The 24,864-nt window shown below is 42.8% G+C and carries 11 protein-coding genes; 3 read left to right on the top strand and 8 right to left on the bottom strand.

Annotated elements, in window-relative coordinates; genetic code table 11:
• Positions 1-51: 51 nt before the first annotated feature.
• From MHB64_RS10060 to MHB64_RS10025, 8 genes are all read right to left on the bottom strand, one after another.
• On the bottom strand, positions 52-5,415 hold the full coding sequence (locus tag MHB64_RS10060; RefSeq protein ID WP_341134327.1) for a glycoside hydrolase family 2 TIM barrel-domain containing protein: 5,364 nt from the start codon (positions 5,413-5,415) through the stop codon (positions 52-54).
• A 90-nt stretch (positions 5,416-5,505) separates the two neighbouring features.
• Complete coding sequence (locus MHB64_RS10055) at positions 5,506-9,474, bottom strand: family 20 glycosylhydrolase (RefSeq protein WP_341134326.1); 3,969 nt, start codon at positions 9,472-9,474, stop codon at positions 5,506-5,508.
• Positions 9,475-9,567: 93 nt separating this feature from the next.
• Positions 9,568-14,724 (bottom strand): endo-alpha-N-acetylgalactosaminidase family protein, encoded by a 5,157-nt coding sequence (locus MHB64_RS10050; RefSeq protein ID WP_341134325.1) that lies wholly within the window; start codon positions 14,722-14,724, stop codon positions 9,568-9,570.
• A 143-nt stretch (positions 14,725-14,867) separates the two neighbouring features.
• The gene (locus MHB64_RS10045) at positions 14,868-15,881 is read right to left on the bottom strand and encodes an S-layer homology domain-containing protein (RefSeq protein ID WP_094877003.1); all 1,014 of its coding nucleotides are present in this window, start codon (positions 15,879-15,881) and stop codon (positions 14,868-14,870) included.
• Between the two features lie 99 nt (positions 15,882-15,980).
• Positions 15,981-17,609: a response regulator transcription factor gene (locus MHB64_RS10040; RefSeq protein WP_341134324.1), complete on the bottom strand. Its 1,629-nt coding sequence runs from the start codon at positions 17,607-17,609 to the stop codon at positions 15,981-15,983.
• A gap of 30 nt (positions 17,610-17,639) precedes the next feature.
• A complete protein-coding gene (locus MHB64_RS10035) occupies positions 17,640-18,935 on the bottom strand; it encodes an ABC transporter substrate-binding protein (RefSeq protein WP_341134323.1) in 1,296 nt (431 codons plus the stop codon).
• 116 nt (positions 18,936-19,051) lie between these two features.
• Positions 19,052-20,851, bottom strand: a complete 1,800-nt coding sequence (locus MHB64_RS10030) for a cache domain-containing sensor histidine kinase (RefSeq protein ID WP_341134322.1) — start codon at positions 20,849-20,851, stop codon at positions 19,052-19,054.
• A 255-nt stretch (positions 20,852-21,106) separates the two neighbouring features.
• The gene (locus tag MHB64_RS10025; protein WP_094871490.1) at positions 21,107-21,976 is read right to left on the bottom strand and encodes an SDR family NAD(P)-dependent oxidoreductase; all 870 of its coding nucleotides are present in this window, start codon (positions 21,974-21,976) and stop codon (positions 21,107-21,109) included.
• Positions 21,977-22,144: 168 nt separating this feature from the next.
• On the opposite strand from MHB64_RS10025, the gene MHB64_RS10020 reads away from it, so the two are divergent.
• From MHB64_RS10020 to MHB64_RS10010, 3 genes are all read left to right on the top strand, one after another.
• Entirely contained in the window at positions 22,145-22,594 is a 450-nt protein-coding gene (locus MHB64_RS10020) for a MarR family winged helix-turn-helix transcriptional regulator (protein WP_094871491.1), read from the top strand.
• 97 nt (positions 22,595-22,691) lie between these two features.
• Complete coding sequence (locus tag MHB64_RS10015) at positions 22,692-23,273, top strand: TetR/AcrR family transcriptional regulator (protein WP_094871492.1); 582 nt, start codon at positions 22,692-22,694, stop codon at positions 23,271-23,273.
• A gap of 25 nt (positions 23,274-23,298) precedes the next feature.
• Positions 23,299-24,501 (top strand): MFS transporter, encoded by a 1,203-nt coding sequence (locus tag MHB64_RS10010; protein WP_341134321.1) that lies wholly within the window; start codon positions 23,299-23,301, stop codon positions 24,499-24,501.
• Positions 24,502-24,864: the final 363 nt, after the last annotated feature.

Genomic DNA, 24,864 nt, shown 5'->3' with positions numbered 1-24,864 from the left:
TGAATTCCTTGTCTTGCCGCTTAGATTCATGTTGCTATTGGTCTTCGTTTATTACTGCAATATTTTCTTTGCGATAAATGCTAGATCACTAATGTCTACCTTACCGTCCTTGTTCACATCAGATTTCTTGAACTTGTTCCAATCCGGATCAGCTGATGTTTTTCCGTAAGCAGCCGCTGCAATGGACAAGTCACCGATAGAGAATTTACCATCTCCATTAAGATCACCGATCTCTCCAGAAGGTTTAATGACAGATTCCAAGAATGTGTTCAGTGCAGTAGTCAGATCAAGGATCGACTGATCTACTTCGGATTGTTCAGCACCGGTATTATCAGCTATGCCTTGAGCTTTACGAATCACATCTTGAAGCACTGCCTTAGAACCAACCGGATATTGCCCTTCCTCGGTACCTTCTTCTGCCGCATCGAGTTTACTTTTCGCATTGGAAATAAGACTAATAAGAGCTTCTTTATTAACTGTTGAGCCTTTCTTGATCAGTACTTGATGTGAACCGCCAGACAGCTCTTTCTCTTCACCGAGACTATTTGCAATCTGCAATTTAGCAAGTGTAATCGTCGCAGCTCCTTCTTTCTCTGCTGCACTCGCACTAAATCGAAGTCTTAACATGTCTCCCTTAGCGTCGTTACCCTTCGGGTTCGCAAGAATGATACGAACTTGACCCGAAGTTGTTAATTCATTAACGATCATCGTATTCTCACCCGCTTTTTCGGCAGATATATACTCGAGCTGGGCTGGATCATATGTGAAGGTCAAATCCTGGGCGTATGCTTCCTGTGGTGTATTGCCGAGGCTGTAGACCAAGTCAAAGGTCTTACCAGCTGTAACTTCATCAGGGCCTGTAAGATGAGAATCCGGTTCTGGTTCTGCTTCATCTTCTTTGATCAACTTGGCGTCCGCCCAGTCACCATGGTCCTCCTCGTTACCGTCACCGTTATCTAGGACAACAAGCTTTAATTCCTTGACCTTACTAACGTCTAAGCGAACTTCTTTGGCTGGTGTAGCCGCTCTCATTAATCCACTGTCATAGGCTTTTTTCCCGTCAAGAAACACCTGGAATACGATCGTGTTCTTACCAGCAGCCGTGCTGCCGATTTCTTGGTCAACCCCGACAATAGTTTCGAAGGCTGTGAAATGTTTTCCGCTCAGATCGTAAATGATTTCTGAGTTCGCATGCGTACCCATACCTTTTTCGTAAGTGTCGACTCCAGAGGATCCCATGAGGCGGATCGGCTGGCCTTCCACGCTCTTATCCTTCTGTACAGTCATCCATCCTGACGTTGCACTTTTCCAATCCATATCGCTGAGGTAGTAATCCACCACATTAAACTTAATTTCATAGGTTTCAGTAGTCTTTCCGTCGGCAGAGGTTGCAGTAACTACAGTTGTTCCGGTTAGATCTTTAGCCGGTTTGATACCAATCACAACGCTTTCGCCTGCAGCATCAGCCGTAACTACAGGCACCTTCGTTGTGCCACGAAGCACATTGTAGGTATAACTGGTCTTCTCTGGATCAAATCCCGCTAAAGCTTTCCCGTCTATTTTAATCCCCCCAACAAGATGGACTGTGGAGACCCCCTTACTCAAGCTCATGAGATCGGTTGTGTTAGACGGAATAGGTCTAAGCGTATAGCTGTAGTTATACGTCTTATTAGCTAGAAGCATATACGGAGCATGAGGTTTAGCTCCCCAGCTGTTGTCTCCTCCGAGTCCCATCTGCTTATAATTCAGTCGAAGTGTAATATCTTCTCGATATGGCACTTCATGTGGATGCTTTGGACCGTCAAGGTCCTCTGGTGTATGATGCAAAGCATTGGCTTCGATGGTAGGACTTCCAATGGCCATAAGTCCTGCTCCATCGTTATTGGTCAATGCAACCCAGCGTACATCCGTTTTATTACCTGTTTCTGAAGGCTCAATATAAGGAAAAAACTGATCTTTAACTTTACCGCTATATTGACCAACATCCGAACCTGAATTACTGTCCTGATAATTCTCTTGTGGACCGCGTCCGTACCATGTCATCTGCTCAAATTGTCCCGGAATCGTCATGAGATTACCGACTTCAGGAATTTCAGGCAGGCTTGCACCACCCGGCTTCAGTTCGCTGGCTACCTTAATATCTCCATTCCCAAAAATTGTATAAGAGGTCTTATACGTAGATACGGTTGATGTAGGGAGTGTTTCTTCAACATCGATTCGCACAGCCTTTTCTCCGATTTTGAATACCTCAACACGGGTGACAGATCTATTCTTTCCTGCATTTTTCCATGTTGCCGTTCTGCCCGGATGGCCATTCCCTTTATCATTGTCGATAGGGGCTCTCCAAAAATTCGGCACAGGTCCATTATTAATCAGTTCAGTCCCGTCGTAGCGGAATGAATCAAGCGTGCCTGTTGTTTTATTAAATACAATCTCCATATCTTCCGCAGATACGCTTACACGTTCCGTAGTCTCATCCACTTTCAAATCTGACATTGTTGAAAGATCAAGTGCCGATGAATGGTCTGAATCCACTGGAAGTTTAAACTGCTGTTTAGCAATTTCATGCCCTTTTTTCGCCCAAAGTGTGTCCTTCTTCAATTTAAAGCTAATATTCATCCAGTACTCCACACCAGGCTTAGAGGAAGGCAGCTTATACGGAAGGGTCACCTGTTTCGAGGAAAGTCCCGGTACATTCAGGGATGACGCATCGATAACTCCCTGTTCAATCACCTGATTATCCGCTCTAACTTCCCAGGTTCCTTCGTACGCATTAAGATTTGTGAACAAGAACTCATTTTTAAGCTCGATCGTTCCAGCACTCAAATCAATGGCCTTTACCAAAATATCTTGATACACCTGCTTTACTTCCCATAGCTCAGGCTGAACAACCCGGTCAGCTGTAATCAGACCATTCGCCATGAAATTACCGTCATTAGGGGAATCTCCAAAGTCTCCCCCGTAGGCAAGATACTGCTTCGATTCAAGTGTCTCTGATTTAGCATCCTCCGGATTAAAATCCATCCAGAGAACCGTGCTGCTATCCGCAGTCCGTCCATTATTATTCAGCTCTTCAAGGGTTAGTCCCCTGTTGTAGATACGAACCTTGTCAAACATCATGTTAGAAGACCTGCCCATTTCCGTATCTTTACCAATTGCAAGCGGATAGGTGCTTGCTGCGATATTGCCTGTAAATGCCCTTGTAGCAACAATTTTTCCGTCTACAAAAAGCTTCAGATCTGTTCCGTTATACGTGCCAGCCACATGATGCCAATTGTTCAGCCAATTCGTGGGCAAATCCGCAGTAGCAGCTGTCCATACACCGTTTCGGTAAACAAAAAATTCGAGCTTGTTATTCCCGTTCATTTTTAATGCAAACTGTGTATCCCCTTTTGCCACAACCGGACTATTCGCAATGTTGGCAAGCGGCTTCACCCATGCTTCCAACGTTAACGGCCCTGTAAGATTAAACTTGGAGTCATTAGGTAGTGTCACAGAAGGCGCAGCACTTTTGCCAGGTTTTAATACACCAACTACATCACTCTCATTAGAGGCGACCACGCCGGTATAATCCGCTTCGTAAGAATGAGTAGCATCAGTTAGATAGGTTCGCTCAGATGGTGTACTTACCCGAACCGCTTGATCTACCCAGTCCCAAATATATCCACCTTGCAAGTTCGGATATTTGCGTATAAGATCCCAGTATTCTTGCAGATTTCCAACGCTGTTCCCCATTGCGTGAGCATATTCACACAAAATGTATGGTCGTGGATCACTGCCTTTCGCATACGTCTCTACCGTCGTAACCGGAGAGTACATCTGGCTGACCATATCGGTAACTCTCGGATCGTTATAACCCTCATAATGAATGGGCCGAGTGGGATCCAGACTGCGAATGTATTCAGATTGTGCGATAAAGTTAGATCCCGAACCAGATTCATTACCAAGTGACCAGATCAGAACGGATGGATGATTCTTATCGCGCTCTACCAGACTCGCAGAACGATCCTTGACATTCTCTAACCATTCCGGTCTATTCGTCGGAACTGAATTCCAGACCCCATGTGTTTCAAGGTTCACTTCGTTTAAAATATAAATGCCGTAACGGTTAGCAAGATCATACCAAAACGGATGGTTCGGGTAATGGGACGTCCGCACAGCATTCACATTGAACTGTTTCATTAATTCGATGTCTTTAATCATGAGATCCAGATCGAGCGTCCGCCCCGTGTCTGGACTTGTTTCATGACGATTCACACCTTTGAGCAAGATCGGCTTACCATTCAGCTTCATCTGCTGCTTACCGCTACCGCCTTCCTCAACCTCAATTTCAAACTCTCTAAACCCAACTTTTGTTCCAGCAGCTTCGATCACACGTCCACTTGAATCTTTTAGACTGAAGACAAGAGTATATAGATTCGGAGCTTCGGCGGACCATTTCAGCGGATTCTTCACTTGTTTCGATCCACTAACCTCCATCTCAGACATTCCATTCAATTTGGCATCCATTGTGATTGGCTCTTGAAACACAGGTTGTTCGTTCGAATCGTATAGCATTGCTTCAACGGTATGACTACCCGGTACTGCATTAATTAAATTACGAACATCTACCTTTACATTCAGAGAAGCGTCTTTATACTGTGCATCCAAATCAGTCACTACCGTAAAATCTCTGATCTGAACGGATGGAGTGCTATACATGAACACATCCCGAATGATACCGCTAAGACGAAGGAAATCCTGATCTTCAAGCCAACTTCCGTCTGACCAACGATACACCTCAACCGACAGTTTATTCTCTCCTGCCTTCAAATAAGGGGTAATGTTAAAGTCCTTGGCTGTAAAGCTATCCTCGCTGTAACCGACCTTTTGGCCATTTACCCAGACATAAAATGCACTTTCCACTCCCTGAAAGGAGAGGAATACCTGTCTGTCGTCCCAATGATCAGGCACTTTAAATGTCCGCTGATATGAACCTACCGGGTTGTATTCCGTTGGAGCATATGGCGGTTGAACATTTGTGCTATTGCCATTGCCCCAGAAAGGATAGGTAACGTTCGTATAAATCGGAAAATCGTATCCCTGGAGCTGCCAATCCCCAGGAACTTTTATTTCCTCCCATGCGCTTGTGTCATAAGTTTCTTTGTAAAAATCTACCGGCCTGGAAGCTGGATTCTTCGCCATGTTAAATTTCCATTGTCCATTCAAGGATTGGTAATACGGCGAAGGGTTCTCCAGCATAGCCGATATCATATCCGCGCCTTTCAGTGCGGAGCCGGCGTCACCATATGGAATAAATGAAGCATGAGCGGGTTCACGGTTGATCTGGAAGACATCCGGATTGTTATTCCATTCCGGATCATCTGCCGAGTCAGCCGCATTCGCTTGAAGTCCGGTAAAGCTCGTGGAAATCATGAATATGAATAATAAGCACAGCATAGCCCGCTTTAGCTTCATATGATTTTTCACCGTCCACTTCATTTAATAAGAGAGATAATACAACCTTTATTCAATAACAATGTCTTTAGCTATAAGCACCAGGTCCGTCAGATCGACCTTGCCGTCACTATTGATGTCTGCCCGTTTCGCCTTATCCCAATCTGGGTCGGCTGAAGTCTTACCGTAGTTAGCGGCGACAATAGCCAGATCGCCGATGCTGACTTTGCCATCACCATTCAAATCCTTAGAAAGCTCTGGCACTGTTGATGTGGTGAACTTCACCTGAACCGAGGAAGTGGCTGCGCTTATTTCCTGTCCTTCGCTATCCCCAAGCGTTGCACGCTTTACAGCAATCTGTCCGGTTTGGGGTTCTGTCAGATCCTTAGCCTTAAAGGTAATCTTTGCTACTTCAACATTCCCTTTAATCGCACTCCCTGGACCTTGACTAGCCAGAATCAGACGCACAATGCCTTCAGTATTCATCGTCTCAAGGATACCCATGCCGTCCACCAACGCATTAGCTGATACATAATCCATTAGTGAAGCATCGAATGCAATCGTGATGTCTTGGGCATACACCGCCTCTGTAACATTGTGTAGGCCTAACGTTATATCGAAATTCTGACCATAAGGAACGGTTTGCAGAGCAGCTAAGCTTGTTGCTGCTTCATCTAAAACCTCCCTTACCACTGTAATCTTGCTCACCGCTTTATATCCGCCGGATACAGTAGTTGCTGTAATATCAGCGGTTCCTGCCTTTAACGCGGTTATGACAGCTTTCCCGCCTTGAACTTGAACAGTCGCAGTTGCTTCATCGCTGCTGCTCCAAGTCACCTGTTTATTCGTTGCATTTCCCGGTTGAAGTGTCGCGCTTAACGTTTGTGTTTCTCCGATCTTCATCGAAAGCTCAGCTTTATCCAGCTTGATACCGGTTACCGGAACTTCAGGAACGTTATTGCTGTACATAAAATTATCAAACACGGTAACTGATGGACCAAATACTCTAGCTCCCATTTTCCCTGCATCTGTTGGGATCTGCGCAATTGATGCCTCAAAATAGGTCGTTCCATTGACAATCAGCGTTACATGTTTCCCTTCAAACTTCACTTTTACGGTCGATGTCTTACCTTTTTTCAATTGTGCGTCCTGGGCATTGGTTAATAAACCATAGGAATCCTGAGCGTTCACCCAATACCAAGCCCCTTGATCAAAGCCTATAGAAGCCCAAGCGTCATTATTGAGATAGCGTAAAATAACACCCGTTCGGATAACATCACTCTGCGGTGTAATCTTAAACTCGAGCTCACCATCTCCAATGATCGGAGATTGCTGATCGATAAACAGATTATTTACACTATTCGAGGTGAACTTAACGGCATGCTCACCTGCTTGATCAGGTGCTTCCACAAGCTCCATACGTCCAACACCTTTACCGATGACATGCTCCCAACCTTCGAGCGAGTTATTCTCAAAGCTTGCTGAATATCTCACAGGCGCTGGAACTTCTACAGGATCATCTGGGTTAGGAGCGTAGACTTCAAATTCATACATGGAGTAACCGTAGGTTCCCGCTCGCTTCGTACCTAACATTCGAACATATCTCGCTTGTTCAGTTGGGAATTTGACAATCTCTACTCCGCCAACGCCTGCGTTAGTCGTATAAACGTCCCGCCAATTCTCCGCATTATCGGATACTTGAACTTTATAGCCTTTGGCATAAGCACTTTCCCACTTGAAAATAACCTTGCTAATGTCTGTACTTTGGCCTAAATCAATATAGATCCACTCGTTGTCGGTATATTTAGAGGACCAGCGTGAAGCACCCGTATCAACCTCATCCACTACAAGACTAGCCGGAAATTGAGGTACCTCGACGGAAGAAGCTACTGCTGTTTTGTGCGCAGCTAAATTGATGGTCCAAGCGGGTGATCCTGCTTCCTCCGCAATTTCTTTACCGGACAGCACCCGATTAAAAATCTTAAATTCATCCAATCGTCCATTGAATGCTTTGGATGAGCTGCCGATTATAGCCGCAGGTAGCATGCTCGTTACAGCAACAGAACCTTTTAAATCCCCGTCGATATACAGGGAGGTTCCATTTAGATCTCCTCTGAAGGCAACATGAACCCACCGCCCAACAGGAATCGCTGCGTTAAAGCTGTAATCATAGCCCTCTCGGGTGAATCCGGCATTTGGTGTCCCTTTCTGCTTCAGCTTAAGTGCACCATATTCGGATTCCATCAGAATCTTCTCATCCGCTTCTTGTTGATCATCAAGCTTAACCCATGTGGAGACCGTCCAAGGGAAGCCCTTTATTGAGAGCGGTGTTTGAATATGATCTGTGGCCCCTGCAAACCGCACGCTTTTTCCTGTCTTTCCTTCAGCCACTCGAGTAACGCCATTTCCTAATGTAGCATCATAAGAATTTCCGGACTGATCAGAGACCGTCTGCGCGCCGTCTTCAAATGGATAATGAACAACAAGATCACCGACCGTATTCACTTCATGTAATAAATTCGTTCCAGGACCCTCGCCTAGCTTCACTGACAACTGCTGGAACTCGGTGAATGTGCTATCCGTGGACTGGCCTCTCCACATTTTTTCCGCAAGGACAGGCATCGCTTTCTTCACACGGTCGTGGACATCCGCCTCACTGACTTTCTTGCCCATCATATCGTTCCAAGTCCCGAACATCGCACCGAGCAGGTTCGGATCACCCTCCTGCAGCTTCGTGCTTCCACCAAAGTTCGTAGGGTCCCAGTTATTAAACAACCATTGTGAATCCAGATAATCATGGTAATATCCAGCCTTCGGTACAATATAGAGCGTGGAATCAACCGTATTAATAATTTTGAATCCATCTCTCACCGATGCCACTGGATCTTGCCATCCGTTATTCCAGGCGTTTACAGCAATATCCTTATCAACAACCGTTGTACCTGGGAATGCACTCAAGCTGCCCCACATTCTTGATTTCTTCCCCTTACTCTTCATGTGTTCATTCATCGTGTTCAGAAACTCGCGATACTTCTCAAAAGTAGTCCGGTCATTAGGTGCGAATTCATCGCCTCCAAAATGAACCGTTTTCGAATCAAACCAATCCCCATCTAAATATTCGTCCCATACATCCTTAATGAAATCGACCGTTTCCTGACGTGTAATATCCAGATGGTCGACAGGTAAATTATCCTTAACCAGATCTGGTCTAACCTTTGTAAATGAAAGAGCATGACTGGGGGTATCAATTTCCGGTGTGATGTTAAGTCCCCGTATTTTGGCGATGTCCTGCAATTCACGCATATCCTGTTTCGTGTAGTAACCATCCTTTGCCGTTAATTCCGGGTATTTGGTACTTTCTAAACGAAAAGCCGTATATTTGTTCCAATGCTCCCGGCTGTTATCCTTAAAAATTTCGTTATCGTTCAAATGAAGCTGGAAATCATTCATTTTGTAATAGGACATAAATTTAGCGTAATCCTTCAGGAAGTCTAACGTGAAAAACTTGCGTCCTACATCAAGCATAAAACCGCGTTCTCCATACTTAGGAAAATCCTTCGCTACCCCTTTTACAATGCTGGTCTTCTCAGGATCTTGCTCCAAAATCTGTAGTGCCGTTCTTGTTGCATAGAACACACCGGTCTCGGTGTTTGCATGTATTTCCACATAATCTCCTACTTCAAAGTAGTAGCCCTCCTTGCCAATCGATTCATCAGCTGTCTTATCGAGCCTAAGCAGGAAGTCCCCTTTAGAAGCAGGCTTATTTTGAACAATTGGTAAATCGTATCCAGTTAATTCTTTAAGATCCTCTTGAAAGACCTCTGCGGTAGCTGGTAGTTCACATAAACATTCACTCGTGGGGATTACGATTCTGGAATTGTCAGTCATCTTGAAGGAACCACTACCGCCAGTCCACTCTTGTAAACTTGGTATCACTTTTGGTTTAGCGTTCTCAGCTTCAGCCGCTGCTGCAAATTGTAGTGGAATAGAGTAAAGCACTAGACAAAAAACTGTAAAGCCGTACAACCATTTTTTCATCTTCATCCTCCTACGAGTCAAATCATCCCTTTTGAAAAAAACCAGGTACATCATGTTTAGTTACTCACACATGTACCTGGCCTATGATCTTGATTACTCTACAATTTTGCGAGCTACAATAACCAAATCTTCCAATCCGACTTTGCCGTCACCGTCCATATCTGCTTTCTTCGCTTTCTCCCAATCAGGGCTTGCTGTAGTCTTGCCATACTGCGCTGCAACCATTGCCAGATCCCCGATCGTTATTTTACCGTCACCGTTGATGTCTCCTTGCGTTCCTTTCTTACCAATCTCGATATTTACGGAAGAGTTCGCTGCCGAAATTTCTTTACCCTGATCATCTGAAATAATTGCACTCTTAACAGCAATTGCCCCATTCACCGTTTGGCTAACTTCCTTCGCTTTAAAGATTAATTCGAGGACGTCTGCACTGTTACTAACTCCATGGGTCGTACCTTCACTTGCTACAATAAAGCGAAGTTTACCTGGAGTGCTGTTGACTGAATCAATAACGCTTACCCCACTAATTAACGAACGCGCCTCAACGAAATCCATAACATCCGCGGCATATTCTAGGGCGATGTCCTGCGCAAAAATCTTATCAGACAGATTCCGTAGTCCATATTGGACTTTGAACACTTCTCCCGGCTGAACTCGACTTGGCGCTGTCAAAGTGGAGGAAGATTTTAACTCGCCGTCTGTTTCAGATACGATAACCCGGCTGGTTGCAGCGAAGCCCCCATCCATTGTTGTTGCCGTAATTACGGCTTCGCCTGCTTTCAATCCCCTAACAAGTGCATGATCGTCTTGCTGTTCAACGGTTGCTACAGCTTCATCACTGCTGCTCCAGAGCACTTTTTTATTCGAAGCATTCAGAGGCTTTATCGCAGCGTTCAATTCGCCCGTGCTGCCTACTTTAATCTCCAGCCGTTCTTTATCCATAACGACGCCTGTGACTTTTACTGCCTCTGCCTCATCCTCCGTCTTGAACACATTGAGTTCTGCAGCAGATGCGAAGGTACCCACGCCTTCTATAGCCTCAAGTCTCAAATGTGTTGCTTCTACAGCTGTAAAGCGAACAATTTTTGTGGTCTGATCGAGTGACCATGATCCTTCTGCCATTTTTGTGAAATTCGTTCCGTCAACACTCGTGTACAGGCTATAGCTTGTAATCGTTCCATTGGTTCCAGATACTCTAGGTGAATAATTGAATTGATTAATGTTATATTTGCCTCCAAGGTCCAAAGTAATGGATTCCGGTAAGTGTGCCGGGGTCCATTTCGTATGCCAGATTGTAGACATATCTCCATCGAGTGCAAGACTCGCTTCACCTCCAGGCTGGAAGCTACTTGCCGTTGCAGTCATTTGTGATTGTGGAATTTGCGTGTTAGGCATATACACATTAATCGTCGAGGTTGCACTTTTTTTACTTCCATCTTTTGCGGTAGCAGTAATGACCGCCGTACCGGCTTGAAGTGCAGTAACTTTTCCGGCCTGATCCACGGATACAATTTCCGGGTGGTCAGAAGTCCAGAGCAGTGTCCGGTCATGCGCATTTGCTGGTTTAACCAGAGCGCTAACGGAACTAGACTCTCCTTTGTTCAGATCCATCTTATTTGGCGTTAATGTAATAGTCGAAACAAGTACACCTTCCTCCGGAATGATCGCACCCTCATCATCGACGCGAATGTTATCGACCACCAGCGTACCGGTTAACTCCTTCTGACTATTCAGCTTGTTTTTGATAATAGCCAGATAGGCATCTTTCACCCCTTCGGTTGTAAAAGATAGATCCAGCGTGTCGCGTCCTTCTTTCAAATTCTCACTAACCAGATCACGAACTACCCCATTCTCCTTCACTCGAACAGCCACTGTGTACATATCCGTCTCATCTGAATTGTAGTCCATCGTCAGATGGTAGCGGTTATCCTCCTTCATTCGGAGCGTGTGAGGCAATGTACGTAGCCATTCACCTGTTGCATCTTCATTCGTTTTAAGCGACCAATTACCATCCAGAACATAAGTCATGATCTGATTGTCGCCTTTTTCAACTAAATGCGTACGAACTGGACCTATTTTAGAATAAACGAAGGGACCCCAGCCCTCATCAACGTTCTCGAAATCCTCGAACAATATAGAATTACCTGCGTCAGTTTTGGTTGGATTCTCCCATACTCTCACATCGTCAAAGGTTACAGTCGAACTTCCATCTTCTACATTTAAATAGAGATTGGCGGTCTCACTTACCGCATCAAAGGTAACCTTAATCCGCTGGAAATTCGTGCTCACATATTTATGCTGCTGGGCTAAAAAGCCATGCTCCGTGTTATCCAGTGTATTGACAACCTTGTCAGCCCCTTGCTTCACAGCGATTTCCACAGTGCGTTTTCCATCTACTTTCACCCATACTGATGCAGAATACGTCTTGCCCGGTGTAAGTCCGGTCATCTCCTGCTGAATTACTGCATCACCAGGACCCTTCACTTGAAGCTGGTCATCGGCGTTACTGTTCTTCACAAATTTAATGTGATCATCACTTGCAGCTGTGGAAGATTTCTTCCAGTTTCCGAACGTTTGGCTGTCAAAGCCCGGATCTTTAACCGAACTCCCTTCGCCCCATACCATTTCCGGCTCTTCAGCAGCTGTTGTCTTATACAGGGCATAACCAATCCCCGGCTGCGCTGTAAGTGTGACCTTACCTCCAGTTACTTCTACACTGCCAACATGCTCACGTCCCAAATCTGTCAGCTTATATAACTGTGCCGTCGTTACGTTACTCCATGATTCTGGAAGACTCCAAGTCGTTTGGCCACCTGCTGGATTCCAGTGATAGATTTTATCCTCTGTCTCAGGACTCCATGGAATAAAGACCGTACTGTCACTAATGTTGCTGCTATCTGTCATGATAGCGATTTCACGTCCATCCTTACTTAAATGGATCTTACCGTCCTGCTTACGTTCAACTACAACCTTCTCTGCAAAGTCAATGCGGTTATCGGTCATCTTGATAATCGGGAAATGCTGCATATATTTTGTTGGTAGATTGTGATTGAAGAATGCCGCACTTGTTGATTGGTAGCTGTAGAATGGAGCACTGTTTTGCCAGTAACCCACGCCTACCTGCTTATTCCCTTTCAGTAAAGGGGTTGTTAAGAAGCCATCCAGCGATTGATTCCGCAGGAAACGGGTAACTTTACTATCGTCACCTTGGTTCGGGTACCCCGGATCTGTTCCCCAGTGAACCCAAGAGGCCTGCTCAAACAGAGGTCCTGCAAATTCTGTACCGAGCATCCAGCCGTTACCGTTGATATAATCTGCGAGTTTCTTCGCATTATAATCGGCACCGTCATATACATCCACATATACAAAGGAAAGGTTGTCGCCTGTGTCGCTTTTCAGCATATCCAGACGTCTTTTTAATTCACCGGATTCCACATCTTTGGTTTTGTTAACATAGAATGTTTGATCCAGCCAGCCCCAGCCTTTACTCAAAGGCTGATTCATATTTTCCATTTTGGTGCCGAAAGCATCCAGCGCGTATTCTGTTGCGTTAATGTGTACACCGCCGCGGATATTGTATTTCTTTCCTTCACTCAAAATATAATTAAAATCCTTCTCTCCACCCTGACGAATACCGATATGACCGCCGTAATCCGGGTGAGAGTCATCATGACCTTCCGCTTGATATCCTTTGAATAGAATCAGCTGTCCAAAGCCATCCGTGAGATTAGATATCTTCTTCGCATTATCAAAAGCACGCAAGAACGGTGAAGTTGTAGTAGATCCGATATTCATGCTGATATAAGAGATATTGTCCCTTATCATTTCACTGCCGGTTGGAGCATCCGTATTCTGACGATATACAATGGCCCCATCTTGCCAGTCCACAACGTTGTCTCCATTCGCATCTGGTGTCAGTACAACTTTAGCCCAAGGCAGAGGTTCCGGATCGAGCACTGCACTTCCACGATAAACCCATGATCCTCCCGATATTGTTGCTTTTTTCGTATGGAGCGCCGTATCATCGCCTACCTTAATACGCACCTTATCATAGCCGTTTACTACATTCGTAATTACACTCGCAGCTAAGACGTCGGAGTTAACGAATGCATAGGTACGGCTCCCACTAACGTCTGCTACTTGCGTCTTAATGTTGTTAAATTCGTCCTGTACAATGTTCCAGCCACCAGTTATGCGAACGGCCGTTTCCTGCGCTGTAGGCTGAGTTCCAATGACAGAAACAAGGTCATGATTCGGGAAGCCAATGGTCTTCACTTTTTCGGTACCATTCTCTTCGATGCTGGCCACTTTGAACTGAAGAATGTTATCCTGAACCTCCATTTCAACTTTGAGGTTCACTTTAATTTCTGGAATCTGAATTGTGTAGGCTGCAATCTCACCATGTGTGGCATCTGCTGCTTTTTTACTAAAATCAGAAGCGACAACGAAATAAGACTTCTCGTTGATTTTTATTTCATTAAATCCATTTAACTGTCCATACATTTCCGCGCCGCTGTCTAACCATGTGTATTGTTTAACCCGTGGGAATTCTTTATCGATTTCGACCTTCATCGTATCCGAGCTTAAAGTTTCTGTAATCGTAATCGGCCTTGGTACTGGATCCGTGGATACAATTGGAGTTACCTTCACATCGTCAATCCATAGGGTCTTGTTATTAAACCAGCTGCGAAGTCCAATCTTTCCTGCACTTGTCGATAAAGAGGGAAGACTCGTCGTAAGCACGTTGTTACCATCGATTGATAAACTTACGCTATCCTTCTCATATCGCAATTTGAGGGTATACTGTTGGTCCGCAGCAAAAGTAAAACTAGGAGCCGTAATATTTCCATACGATTCCGTCCCTCCTTTCATTGCATCCCAGCCCCAAGTACCCGCATCATATTGGATAACATTGTAGTTATTGCTATCGACGAATCGGTAGACCAGTCCAAATCGAGTGGCAGGCTGGCTAAACTTTAACTTCACCTCATATTCAGCGTTAGCTACCTGAGGTGAATCTTGGTCTGCTATAATAACAACCCCTGTTGTCACCGCCTTAACAGCACCTTGATCCGCCGAAAAAGTAGTTGTCCCCTTAGCTGGAGTCCATCCGCTGATGTTGCCATCATTATAATCTCTGAAATACACATCCGATTCTTGAGCTGCAAATACGGCTGCCGATGGCAAGCCAATCTGTACCCCTAGCAACAACGTCAATAGTAAGCTAAACGCTTTGTAACGTTTTCTCATCTCTACGACCTCTTTTCACTTAAATATAAGTAGAATGAACATTATAAATTCACATATTTCCTTTAATTGTATGTTTTTAACATCGAAAGGCCATAATGAGCCCTCCTTCCATAAGAAGGTGCGTCATTATATGTTTTTTTGTATTACTTGGAATTTAACAATCGCTTGATAACTGCGGCTGATTCCGCTCTTGTAGCAGATTCTTTTGGTGCAAATGTAGTCTGAGTCCTACCTTTCATTAATCCAGATTTCAAGGCAAACCCCACCGACGCTTTAGCCCACGGGCTTATTTTACTATCATCTTTAAATGTAGTAGTGGAATCTGAGACCATACTTTCGACCTTTACGCCGGAAGCATAAGCTTTCGCTCGCATCAGCATCGTTGTCATTTCTTCACGAGTAATGCTTTTTTCCGGAGCAAATTTCGTCTTGGACAAACCACTAATAATTCCGGCCGCATAAGCTTTCTTTACCGTATCTTCGTACCAAACCCCTGATTTCACATCCGTAAACGGATTACTTCCAGAACCTTCTGTAAGATCTAATGCTCTAGCTATAAGAGCTGCAAATTGTGCACGAGTGATGTTATTATTCGGAGCAAAGCTGTCGGCATCCATGCCTTCAACAATTCCTTTAGTGACCATTTCCATGATATCTTGCTTCGCCCAATGTGAGACAATGTCGCTGAAAATCTTGGTAAAGGTTGAGGATTGATTCGGGGTGAATTCCTGATCTTTCAAATTACGATCAAGAACTTTTAATGCGGTCCATTTTACTGCAGTTGTACCAGCCCTTTTAGCTTTAAAGGTAATCGTGGCAATGTCCAAATTACCCTTATCACCATTCACATTTCCAATTTTGGTATGGGCAATCGTAATTTCATTGTTTTTAACGATTGGAGATACAGAAAAGCCTTTGATCTTCGTTTCTGCTTTTACAATCTCAAGCACTTTCGGGTCAAAATTAAATTTAGCTTCATATGCGTATAAGTCTTGAATATCTTTACCCTTTAATGTAACGGTGAACGTAGAATTAGCAGATTCAGTAGCTGATGTCTGCATCTCGAAGTCAGAGACTTTTTCAGCATGGACTGTACTTAACCACATGGAAGAACATAACGTACAGATTAGTGCGAACGTGAATCGTTTGCGTCTCATAAGAACATCCCTTCACCCGTGAATTTTAACTCCCCCCTATCATATGGATTTTGAAACCGGATACACATGATTTATTTTGTTCAAAAATGATTATTTTTGTTATTCTTTCTCTCTGCGATAAGCTAAGGGGCTAATTCCTGTGATTTTTTTAAAAATACGACTGAAATGTTCCGGATTCACGTATCCTACTTGCTCAGAAACCTCATATATTTTCATTCCGCTCTCCAGCGCCTTTTTAGCCTTTTCGATTCGCAGATTCGTCAGAAATTGAATGAAATTAACACCTATTTCTTTGGAGAATTGTTTGCTTAAATAGCTCTCGCTTACACCGACGATCTGACTAATATTTGACAAATGGACATCTTCGTTAAAGTTTTTCTCTAATAGCTCTTTCGTTTTAGCAACAACAGGGCTGAGAAAGCATTCCTTAGGTTGGTCTTTCGGATGCAGCTTTTGATGCAGATGTTCCAAGAACAGTCGGCACCAATGCACCGTAGTCTCCCAGGTTTCCTGCTTATAAATATGATCCGTGATGGGATATGGCAGCTTATCATGAAGCTTTTCCCAAGAAACGCCTTTTTGATAAATTAATGCGCTTGCCTCCCAAGTCATATCGACTACATCTGATTTAATAAGCTCAGGTGAACAAGGGTATCGCTGAATCAACAAGTTACAGCAGTGTTCATAGACCTCCTGCCATTTCATTAAATCCGGATCACTTAATGACTTCAGCATTTCGGTTCTAGCCAAATACCATACTTCTTTCCAGTCACTTTCCTTAATAGATGGACGCCTTTCAGCTTCCGGATAATATAATCGATTGTACCCTTGGTAGAAACTCAAGCCTGCTAATCGTTCCGCTTGGCGGAATAATCGGTTCCACTGGTGAAGACCATCTACAATGTCACTGATGCCCATAGACAGCTTCAAATTAATAAATTGCTTTAATCTCATGCTCACTTCTGACAAGATGATGTCTGTCAATCTACGAACGGCAATAATGCTGCATTGCTCTGGAAAAGAGAAGAACAATACGTAATGCCTGTCATCATATCTGCATACTTTGCAGATCCCTTCACTTCTACTCCGATTCGTTACTGTTCGTATCGTCTGCATGATCATACGGTGTGAATCTTCAAATTGAACGGTATCTGATAGCCTAAGAAGTGCAACCTCCAGATTTTTTTCCCCCATATGCTTTCGAACAAGCTCCAACGAAGACGTTATATCATCGTCTGTCACTTCTAAAGAATCCGATAGGCACAGTCGATGCAGAACAGAACAGATCGAGGCTTCTACGTCCTCTAAGTTTGATGCTGACTTTGAGGAGCTTTGCCGCCGCTTCAATTCATCCACAGTCTTAGTCAGTACCGGTGCAATATAAGTTTCATCTAACTTGGCTTTAACAATGTAATCAAAGGCACCGAGCACAAAGGAATCTCTTACAAAAGAATAATCTCCGTATGCGCTAAGCATGATGGTTAACGGTTGATTCGAAAAAGTAGTGTTATTCAGTGCTTCGAGTAGTTCTACTCCATTCATATTTGGCATTTGAATATCCGCCAGAACTAGATCCACATCCTGATGGATTTTCAGCATATTTAATGCCTCCTTACCATCTCCTGCTTCCCCTGCAATCTCAAAATCGGTCGAAGCAATGGATATATACTCCCGAAGAGCTAATCTAGCTAATGGTTCATCATCAACAATGAGAGCTTTAAATTTCATCATAAATCCCTCCATAATTGATCTATAGGATTACCTCAAAGCCTCAACCGCTATCTCCCAATCATCATTCAATTTTTCTTGAATATCGGACACCTCAGCACCTGAAAAAATTTCTTGTGCAGCCTTCTTCTCATCGAACTGTATAGCATTTTTTACTTTTTCAAATTTCTCATCGATTCCCAGGTACATAAACGGCTCAAAGGGGTGCTTTTCTTGAACATTGTTGAAGAACGGCAGGAATGATTCAATATTGATCACTGTCGATGAATTTTGCGAATAGTTAATATACACTTGGTAAACGTCTCGGCTAAATACCCATTCCAAAAATGCTTTAACCTCTTCCGTATTTTTGGAATTTTTATTGATCGCCATATATTGATCTGGCATAGTGATTGCCTGCAAACGTTCTGAAGCAGTCTCTCTCCAGGGTAAGGTGAACGCATCTAAATCTTTATCATCCTTCATTTTGGACAAATGATCTCTAAGGTACCACTGGCCGAGTGCAAGCATGGCCGCTTCATTATTTTGAAACAGCTGCGTTGCCTGATCCACACCAATGTTGAGTGCATCGGGCCCAGCTAGTTCATTCTCTGCTATTTTCTTGATCATCACTGCTGCTTTCTCAAAGGGAGAACCTTTTCCGAAAGGACGTTTCGTTTGTGCAATTGAGGATAAATAATTCTCATCCTTGGATAGTAGAGGCGGCCCGAACTCAGTGAAAGGATAAAATGTCCAATTCTCTTTCCCGCCAATCGCAATCGGAATATATTTACCATCCGCTTTGATCTTCATCATCACATCCATAAATTCATCCATCGTTTGCGGTATCTCTACGCCGACCTCTTGAAAGATACTTGGATGGTAATAGACATATTCAGAGAAGGATACAAGCGGCAAACCAAGAATGGAATGATCTATTCTAGCGGGATATTTATTGTTTTTTGCTGCGGTTAATCCATCCAGTGGAAGAAGTACTGCTTTGTAAGTGATTAGGTCATCTGGCTTCAGGTAAAAAATATCCGGCAAATCATTGGCTGCTAATCGAACCTTTAAATACTGACCGCTATTATCAGGAATCGTCTCTACTTCAACTGTTACATTAGGCTTAATTTTAGAGTAGTCTCTTACCTTCTCCGTCCAAAATTTGATATCTGTTTTCGCTTCCCACATGCCAAATTTTATTTTAATCGGTTGATCCAGATTCACCTTTCCCTGTTGTTGCTCTATTGCCCCTCCTTTGGAACTGAACTTACTTAAAGAGAAGAAGCCACCTACAAAAATAAGAGAAATGATCCCTATTAAGGACAAACGGAGTATTATTTTCACTTCTATTAATCACAGCCTTCGAAAAAAAGTTTATACCATCATACCTCCTCTGAGATTACACATGAATGATGTTTTCCCTCTGGACTATGATCTTTTATGCTCCTCCGCAGCGTTCTTCATCCTCCCTCCCCTAACAACTGATCCTGCATCTCTTCCTCCGGCGTGTCGATCAACGGTAGTCTTATCGATACTATCGTTCCCTGAGGTTTATTCTTTTCGTACTTTAAGCCGAAACGCCTCCCGTAATGTAGCTGAATTCGCTTATTAACGTTACTGTTTCCCATACCACTGAAAGAATGCTGATGGCGAATACCATCGCTATCATATTCCTGAGCATCCATATCCAACATACCTACCCCATTATCAGCTATGGTTATAAGAAGATCTTCCGCTTGTTTGCTCACTATGATTTCGATGATACCAGGATAGTCAACATTCTTTAGTCCATGAATAATGCTATTTTCTAAAATAGGTTGTAGTAGCAATTTCAATATATAATAACCTGCTAAATCCTCATCGACTTCCCATCTCGTTTGAATCGGTCTACCAAAACGAATCTCCATGATATACAAATAATTCTTTAAATGATCTATTTCCTCATCAATCGTAGTCAGAATTCCACCTCGATTAAAAGAAGAAGCCAGCAGACGAGTTAGGGCATGTGTCATATTCCGTATGTTATCTGCTTTACTGATTAAAGCCATAAACTTGATTGAATTGAGCGTATTTATTAAAAAGTGTGGATTAATCTGCGACTGAAGTGCCGCAAACTCCGCCTTTCGCTTCTCCACCTCTTGCCTTTCATGATGATAGAGTAAATCCTGAATACGCTCCGTCATATGATTAAAAGAATGCCCAAGCTTAATTAGCTCCAGGCTGCCTGTTCTCATAAATTTAGCGTTTAAATCACCTTCAGTCACCAGATCCATTTGCCGGAGAAGCTCATTTAACGGCTTAGTAACATTAGATACAAAGTAAAATGAAACAAGAATAAACGCTAAGATGATCATCAATGCAAACACCCAGACGATATAATTCACACTAAGGTAATTGGCTGTTAGATCAGCATATGGAATAGACTGTACTAGCCACCATCCGGTCTGATCAATCTTGGCGTAGGTTATCAGATTTCTATCATCACCATGAACATCCACAACGTACCCTTTTTCCTCCGGCCCACGATTTGCGAACCAGTGCATTTGGAATTCCCCCCCTCTAGAGGCAAGGGTATTGGATGAGATAATTTGACCTTCCTCTGTGACGATGAAAAGGCTGGATTCCGTATTATCACGTGACTGCAAAATATGATCAAAGGCACTACTCTCAAACGTAAAAAGAATCATTTCTAGCTGGGATAAAGGATTGATTACACTTGGAGATAGGGCAGCAACCATATTGTAAGGATTGTAGTTACCATATAAAATATTGGGCATCATCCCCAGAAAATGAACGCTATCGGGATTATTCAGCACCTGCCCATACCACGTTTTTTGGCGAAAATAAGAATCATCCAAATTCAAATTCTTTAAGTACGAATAGGATTTATGGTCTTTAAATAGGAAGTTCACCGACAGTACTCGTCCTGAGATAGAGGCCGTGTACTTCTCTATTAAGACCTTTAGTTCATAGTAAGCCTGCTGTTTCTCGACTCCACGCTTACGATTAATTTCATAAAGTTTTGCCATCACATCCCTGTCCATACCGATGGAAGCAAATAGACCCGTCAACCTCCTTATTTCCTGACTAACGGAATAGGAGATCGCTTGAGCTGTTTGTAGAGATCGTGATGTATTTTGCTGAAGAATATCTCGCTTATAAATATTTAGAATAATGATGGAGAATAAGATGATCGGCAGAATGACTACAAGTATAAAAAAAATCCTTAAAGTGCTAGACATCCGCCAATTTTTTCTCATAAGTTCACTCCCCTTAAAAAGATAACTTATAAACGCTCACTTCCACCTCACCATGAATATTGAAGAAACATATTCCCTTAAATTTGTTCTACTTCCTGCATGGTGACAAAAGTACTCAGAATATTACACACATCCATTCACTTAATCTTTAAATCCGAGTTTTTTCCCAGTTTTCGACAACGTTACGAGTTGATTCAAAACGAAAAAGAGCCGACACTAATGTAGAAAGTTCTACTTTAGGATCAGCTCCTTTTGTCATTGAGTTATCTGATGTATTACTAATCGCGTATCATTCCATAATTCATTTTCCATTTTCTTATCTCCACCTGGATGTACGGGCACTATTGGATTGCCTGTTCCAACATTAAAATATCCCCCTGTGGTCTCCTGATATTTTGGATCGATCATTAAACGAATAATGATATCAGCTCCCTTACGTGGATTCCCAATATGAAGAAATTTCAATACCCGTTTAAGTATAGGTGCAAACCATAACTCACGCCCCAAACCCGTTACATTAAAACCAGGATTTAATGCGTGAACAATAACTCCGGTTCCTTTGAATTGGCGAGCAAGTTCAGCGGTAAACATGATATTAAGCAGCTTAGTTTTTCCATATATCTCTGACGAACCTCTAGCCGAAAAATCAGATGTATTTATCAAATCCTCCGGAAGCTTAAGTTCTCCATGATTGCGTGAAGCTTCAGAAGCTACATTTATAATTCTTGCACTTCCCGCTGCCTTCAAAGAAAGCTGTAAAGTATGAGTCAATATCCATGGGGCAAAATAGTTCACGGCCATCATTTCTGATATTCCTTCAGAAGTGATCCGCTGTTCAAACGCATGAAGTCCTGCGTTATTTAATAACACGTCTATCTTCGGATATGCGTCAGATATTTCTTGCCCCAAACGACTGACATCCTTCATTAAGGATAAGTCCCCATAGAAAAAATTTATTTCGGCAGCAGGTACGCTCTCTGTAATCATTTTCTGAGTAGCTTCTGCGCGACTTTCACTCCTAGCAGTCAGAACAAGATGAGAACCACGCTTTGCCATTTCAATGGCAACGAGTTGTCCCAAACCACTTGTAGCTCCAGTAATTACAATAATCGGTTTTGTCGTCATCTTCATTCTCCTTTATATAGGACTAAAACAGCTGCAAGTTCATTTTGACAGGATGTTATCGAAAACATATAATTGATATATGTCAACTATATTCAAGTGATTGATATATGTCAACTAATTAAAAGTATAAAATTTTTGAATAATAATCTACGTTAGGTGGTTCAACCAATGAATGTCGAACGCAAAGATACGTTAAGAGGACAACTCGAGCTAAAGCTCGGCGAACAAATTAATGCGCTTATTAGCGCCTCACATGCACTGAATGTCAGAACTGCCGCCGCTTTCGATTCTTCTATACAACCTGCTGCTTTCCATATCGTCCGTTGGCTGTATTCCTATGGTCCGACTAGCGCCTCTGCTTTGGCGGAAGCAACAGCTATGGATCGTAGTTCGGTTAGTCGTCTTCTCAAACAGCTTGAGAATTTAGGGTATGTTAAAAGGGAAGACTCTCCACATGATCGTCGAGCTGTACTTCTTGCGCTCACAGAGCTTGGACGACAACAAACCTTTGCTGCGCTGCAGGATAAGGAGTTCGTATTTTACGAGCGTATTGCTCAATGGGATAACCAGCAGCTTGAGACCTTTACCGAAATGCTTAAGGAATTCAATGGATTTTAGCCATACTATGCATTGTGGAGTTAATTTTCATTTGCATAAAATAATTTAATTTGATAGTATAACTGACGAACGTTCGTTAATATTGAGGTGAATTTTTTTGAAAAGTAAAGAGATTAAAGACATTGCTTTGAAATGCTTCACAACTCACGGGTATGAAGGTGCTTCTTTGTCTCAAATTGCTGAGCAAGTCGGGATGAAAAAACAATCACTTTATGCCCATTTTAAAGGGAAAGATGATCTCTTTCTACAAGTCTTACAAGATGCTAAAGAGACAGAAATTTCATCCAAACTACAATATTTGAGTAAGGTGGGGACTCAAAATCCTAAAACGGATTTATTAGGATATCTGCAGTTGGTCATTGATATGTTTCAAAAGAACGAGCAGTTAAAGTTTTGGCTGCGTATCTCTTTTTTTCCACCGCCCCATCTTGCTAAAGCGATTGATGAAGAAGTCATCGACACAGAGAAAAAGATTCAACCCGTACTTGAAAGTAAATTCCAAGCTTGGATCGATGCCAAAGTCATCATGGAAGATGCAGCCTCCATCCCAACGCTTGCCTTTTTAGGTGTAGTTGATTCGATTATGCTTGAGCTTGTGTATGGCAATAATGAGATCCGTTTAAATGAAAAACTGAATGCCTCATGGACCGTATTTTGGAGAGGTATTTCACAGCTGTGATTCTACAAAGAGAGGTATTTACTTCATGAAGAAACCATTGAAAGAACAAAAAACAGTCTTACTCATTTTGCTAAGTAATATATTCATTGTTTTTCTAGGTGTTGGACTGATTGTCCCTGTTATGCCATCCTTTATGAACATTATGCATTTGTCAGGTAAAACGATGGGGTATCTTGTAGCAGCATTTGCGTTCGCGCAATTACTCATGTCTCCTCTGGCTGGGCGATGGATTGACACTTACGGCAGAAAAAAAATGATCGTAATCGGCTTAGTACTCTTCAGCACGTCGGAATTAATCTTTGGTTTAGGCACACATGTATCCGTTCTTTATTTTGCCAGAATTCTTGGAGGGATTGCTGGTGCATTCATTATGCCTGCCGTCACTGCTTATGTTGCGGACATCACCTCAGTAGAGGAAAGACCTAAGGCAATGGGTTATGTTTCTGCCGCCATTAGTATTGGTTTTATTATTGGCCCAGGAATCGGAGGATTTATTACTGAACTAGGTATACGTGCTCCATTCTATTTTGCTGCTGGCTTCGCCTTAATCACTTGTATTTCGTCGATATTTATTCTGAAAGAGCCACTATCCAAAGAGCAGCTTTTGGAAATCAGTAATCTTAAAAAAGACACCAACTTTATCAGTGATCTGAAACGCTCGTTTCACCCAGCATATATTATTGCGTTTATTATTGTGTTTGTCCTCGCCTTTGGTTTATCGGCATATGAAACTGTGTTTAGCCTGTTTTCTGATCATAAATTTGGCTTCACTCCACGGGATATTGCAACCATCATTACAATAAGCTCAATCTTCGGGGTGGTTGTGCAGGTCTTTTTATTCGGTAAAATGGTAGATAAGCTCGGTGAAAAAAAACTCATTCAAATCTGCTTAATTGCTGGCGTAGCCTTAGCAGTAGCCTCCACCATGATCAATAACTATTTAACTGTTCTGCTAGTTACCTGCTTCATCTTTCTCGCTTTTGACCTACTCCGTCCAGCATTAACGACCTATTTATCAAAAACGGCTGAAAAAGAGCAAGGCTTTGTCGCTGGCATGAACTCAACCTATACTAGCCTTGGTAATATCATCGGACCTGCATTAGGCGGAGTATTATTTGATGTAAACATCAACTATCCGTATCTCTTTGCGGCTGTCATTATGTTTATTGGACTTCTAATCACAATGGTATGGAAAGAAAAACAAGCTACTAGTGGGTTGGTAAACTAAGCGGTGGATCACTCACAAGAACAAATAAATATGTGACAAAATATTTTTTTGTATATTTTAAATCAGCAAAAAGACACCCGATCAAACAAAACCGGGTGTCTTTTATTTTGACAAATCTCTATCGAATAATCCTCGCAACAGAATAATGCTGCCTGTAATACCTGAAAGCCACCGCCCTTAAAAGTGCCTATTGCATCGGGAGCCCTGTTTCGCGAACTCCACATGTGTGGAGTATTCAGTGGGAACAACTTTATACGATGTGCCCCCATTAAATAAAATGCCAGACTACAGAAAACTGTGGTCTGGCAACTTGTTTATACCTATTCTTAGTTTGTTAGGTTTACGTATTACGTTTAAATCATA

It is taken from the genome of Paenibacillus sp. FSL K6-2859 (assembly GCF_038008265.1).
Lineage (GTDB): Bacteria > Bacillota > Bacilli > Paenibacillales > Paenibacillaceae > Paenibacillus_AQ > Paenibacillus_AQ nitricinens.
The sequence above is the reverse complement of the archived record's forward strand: the minus strand, read 5'-3'. Positions and strand labels throughout refer to the sequence as shown.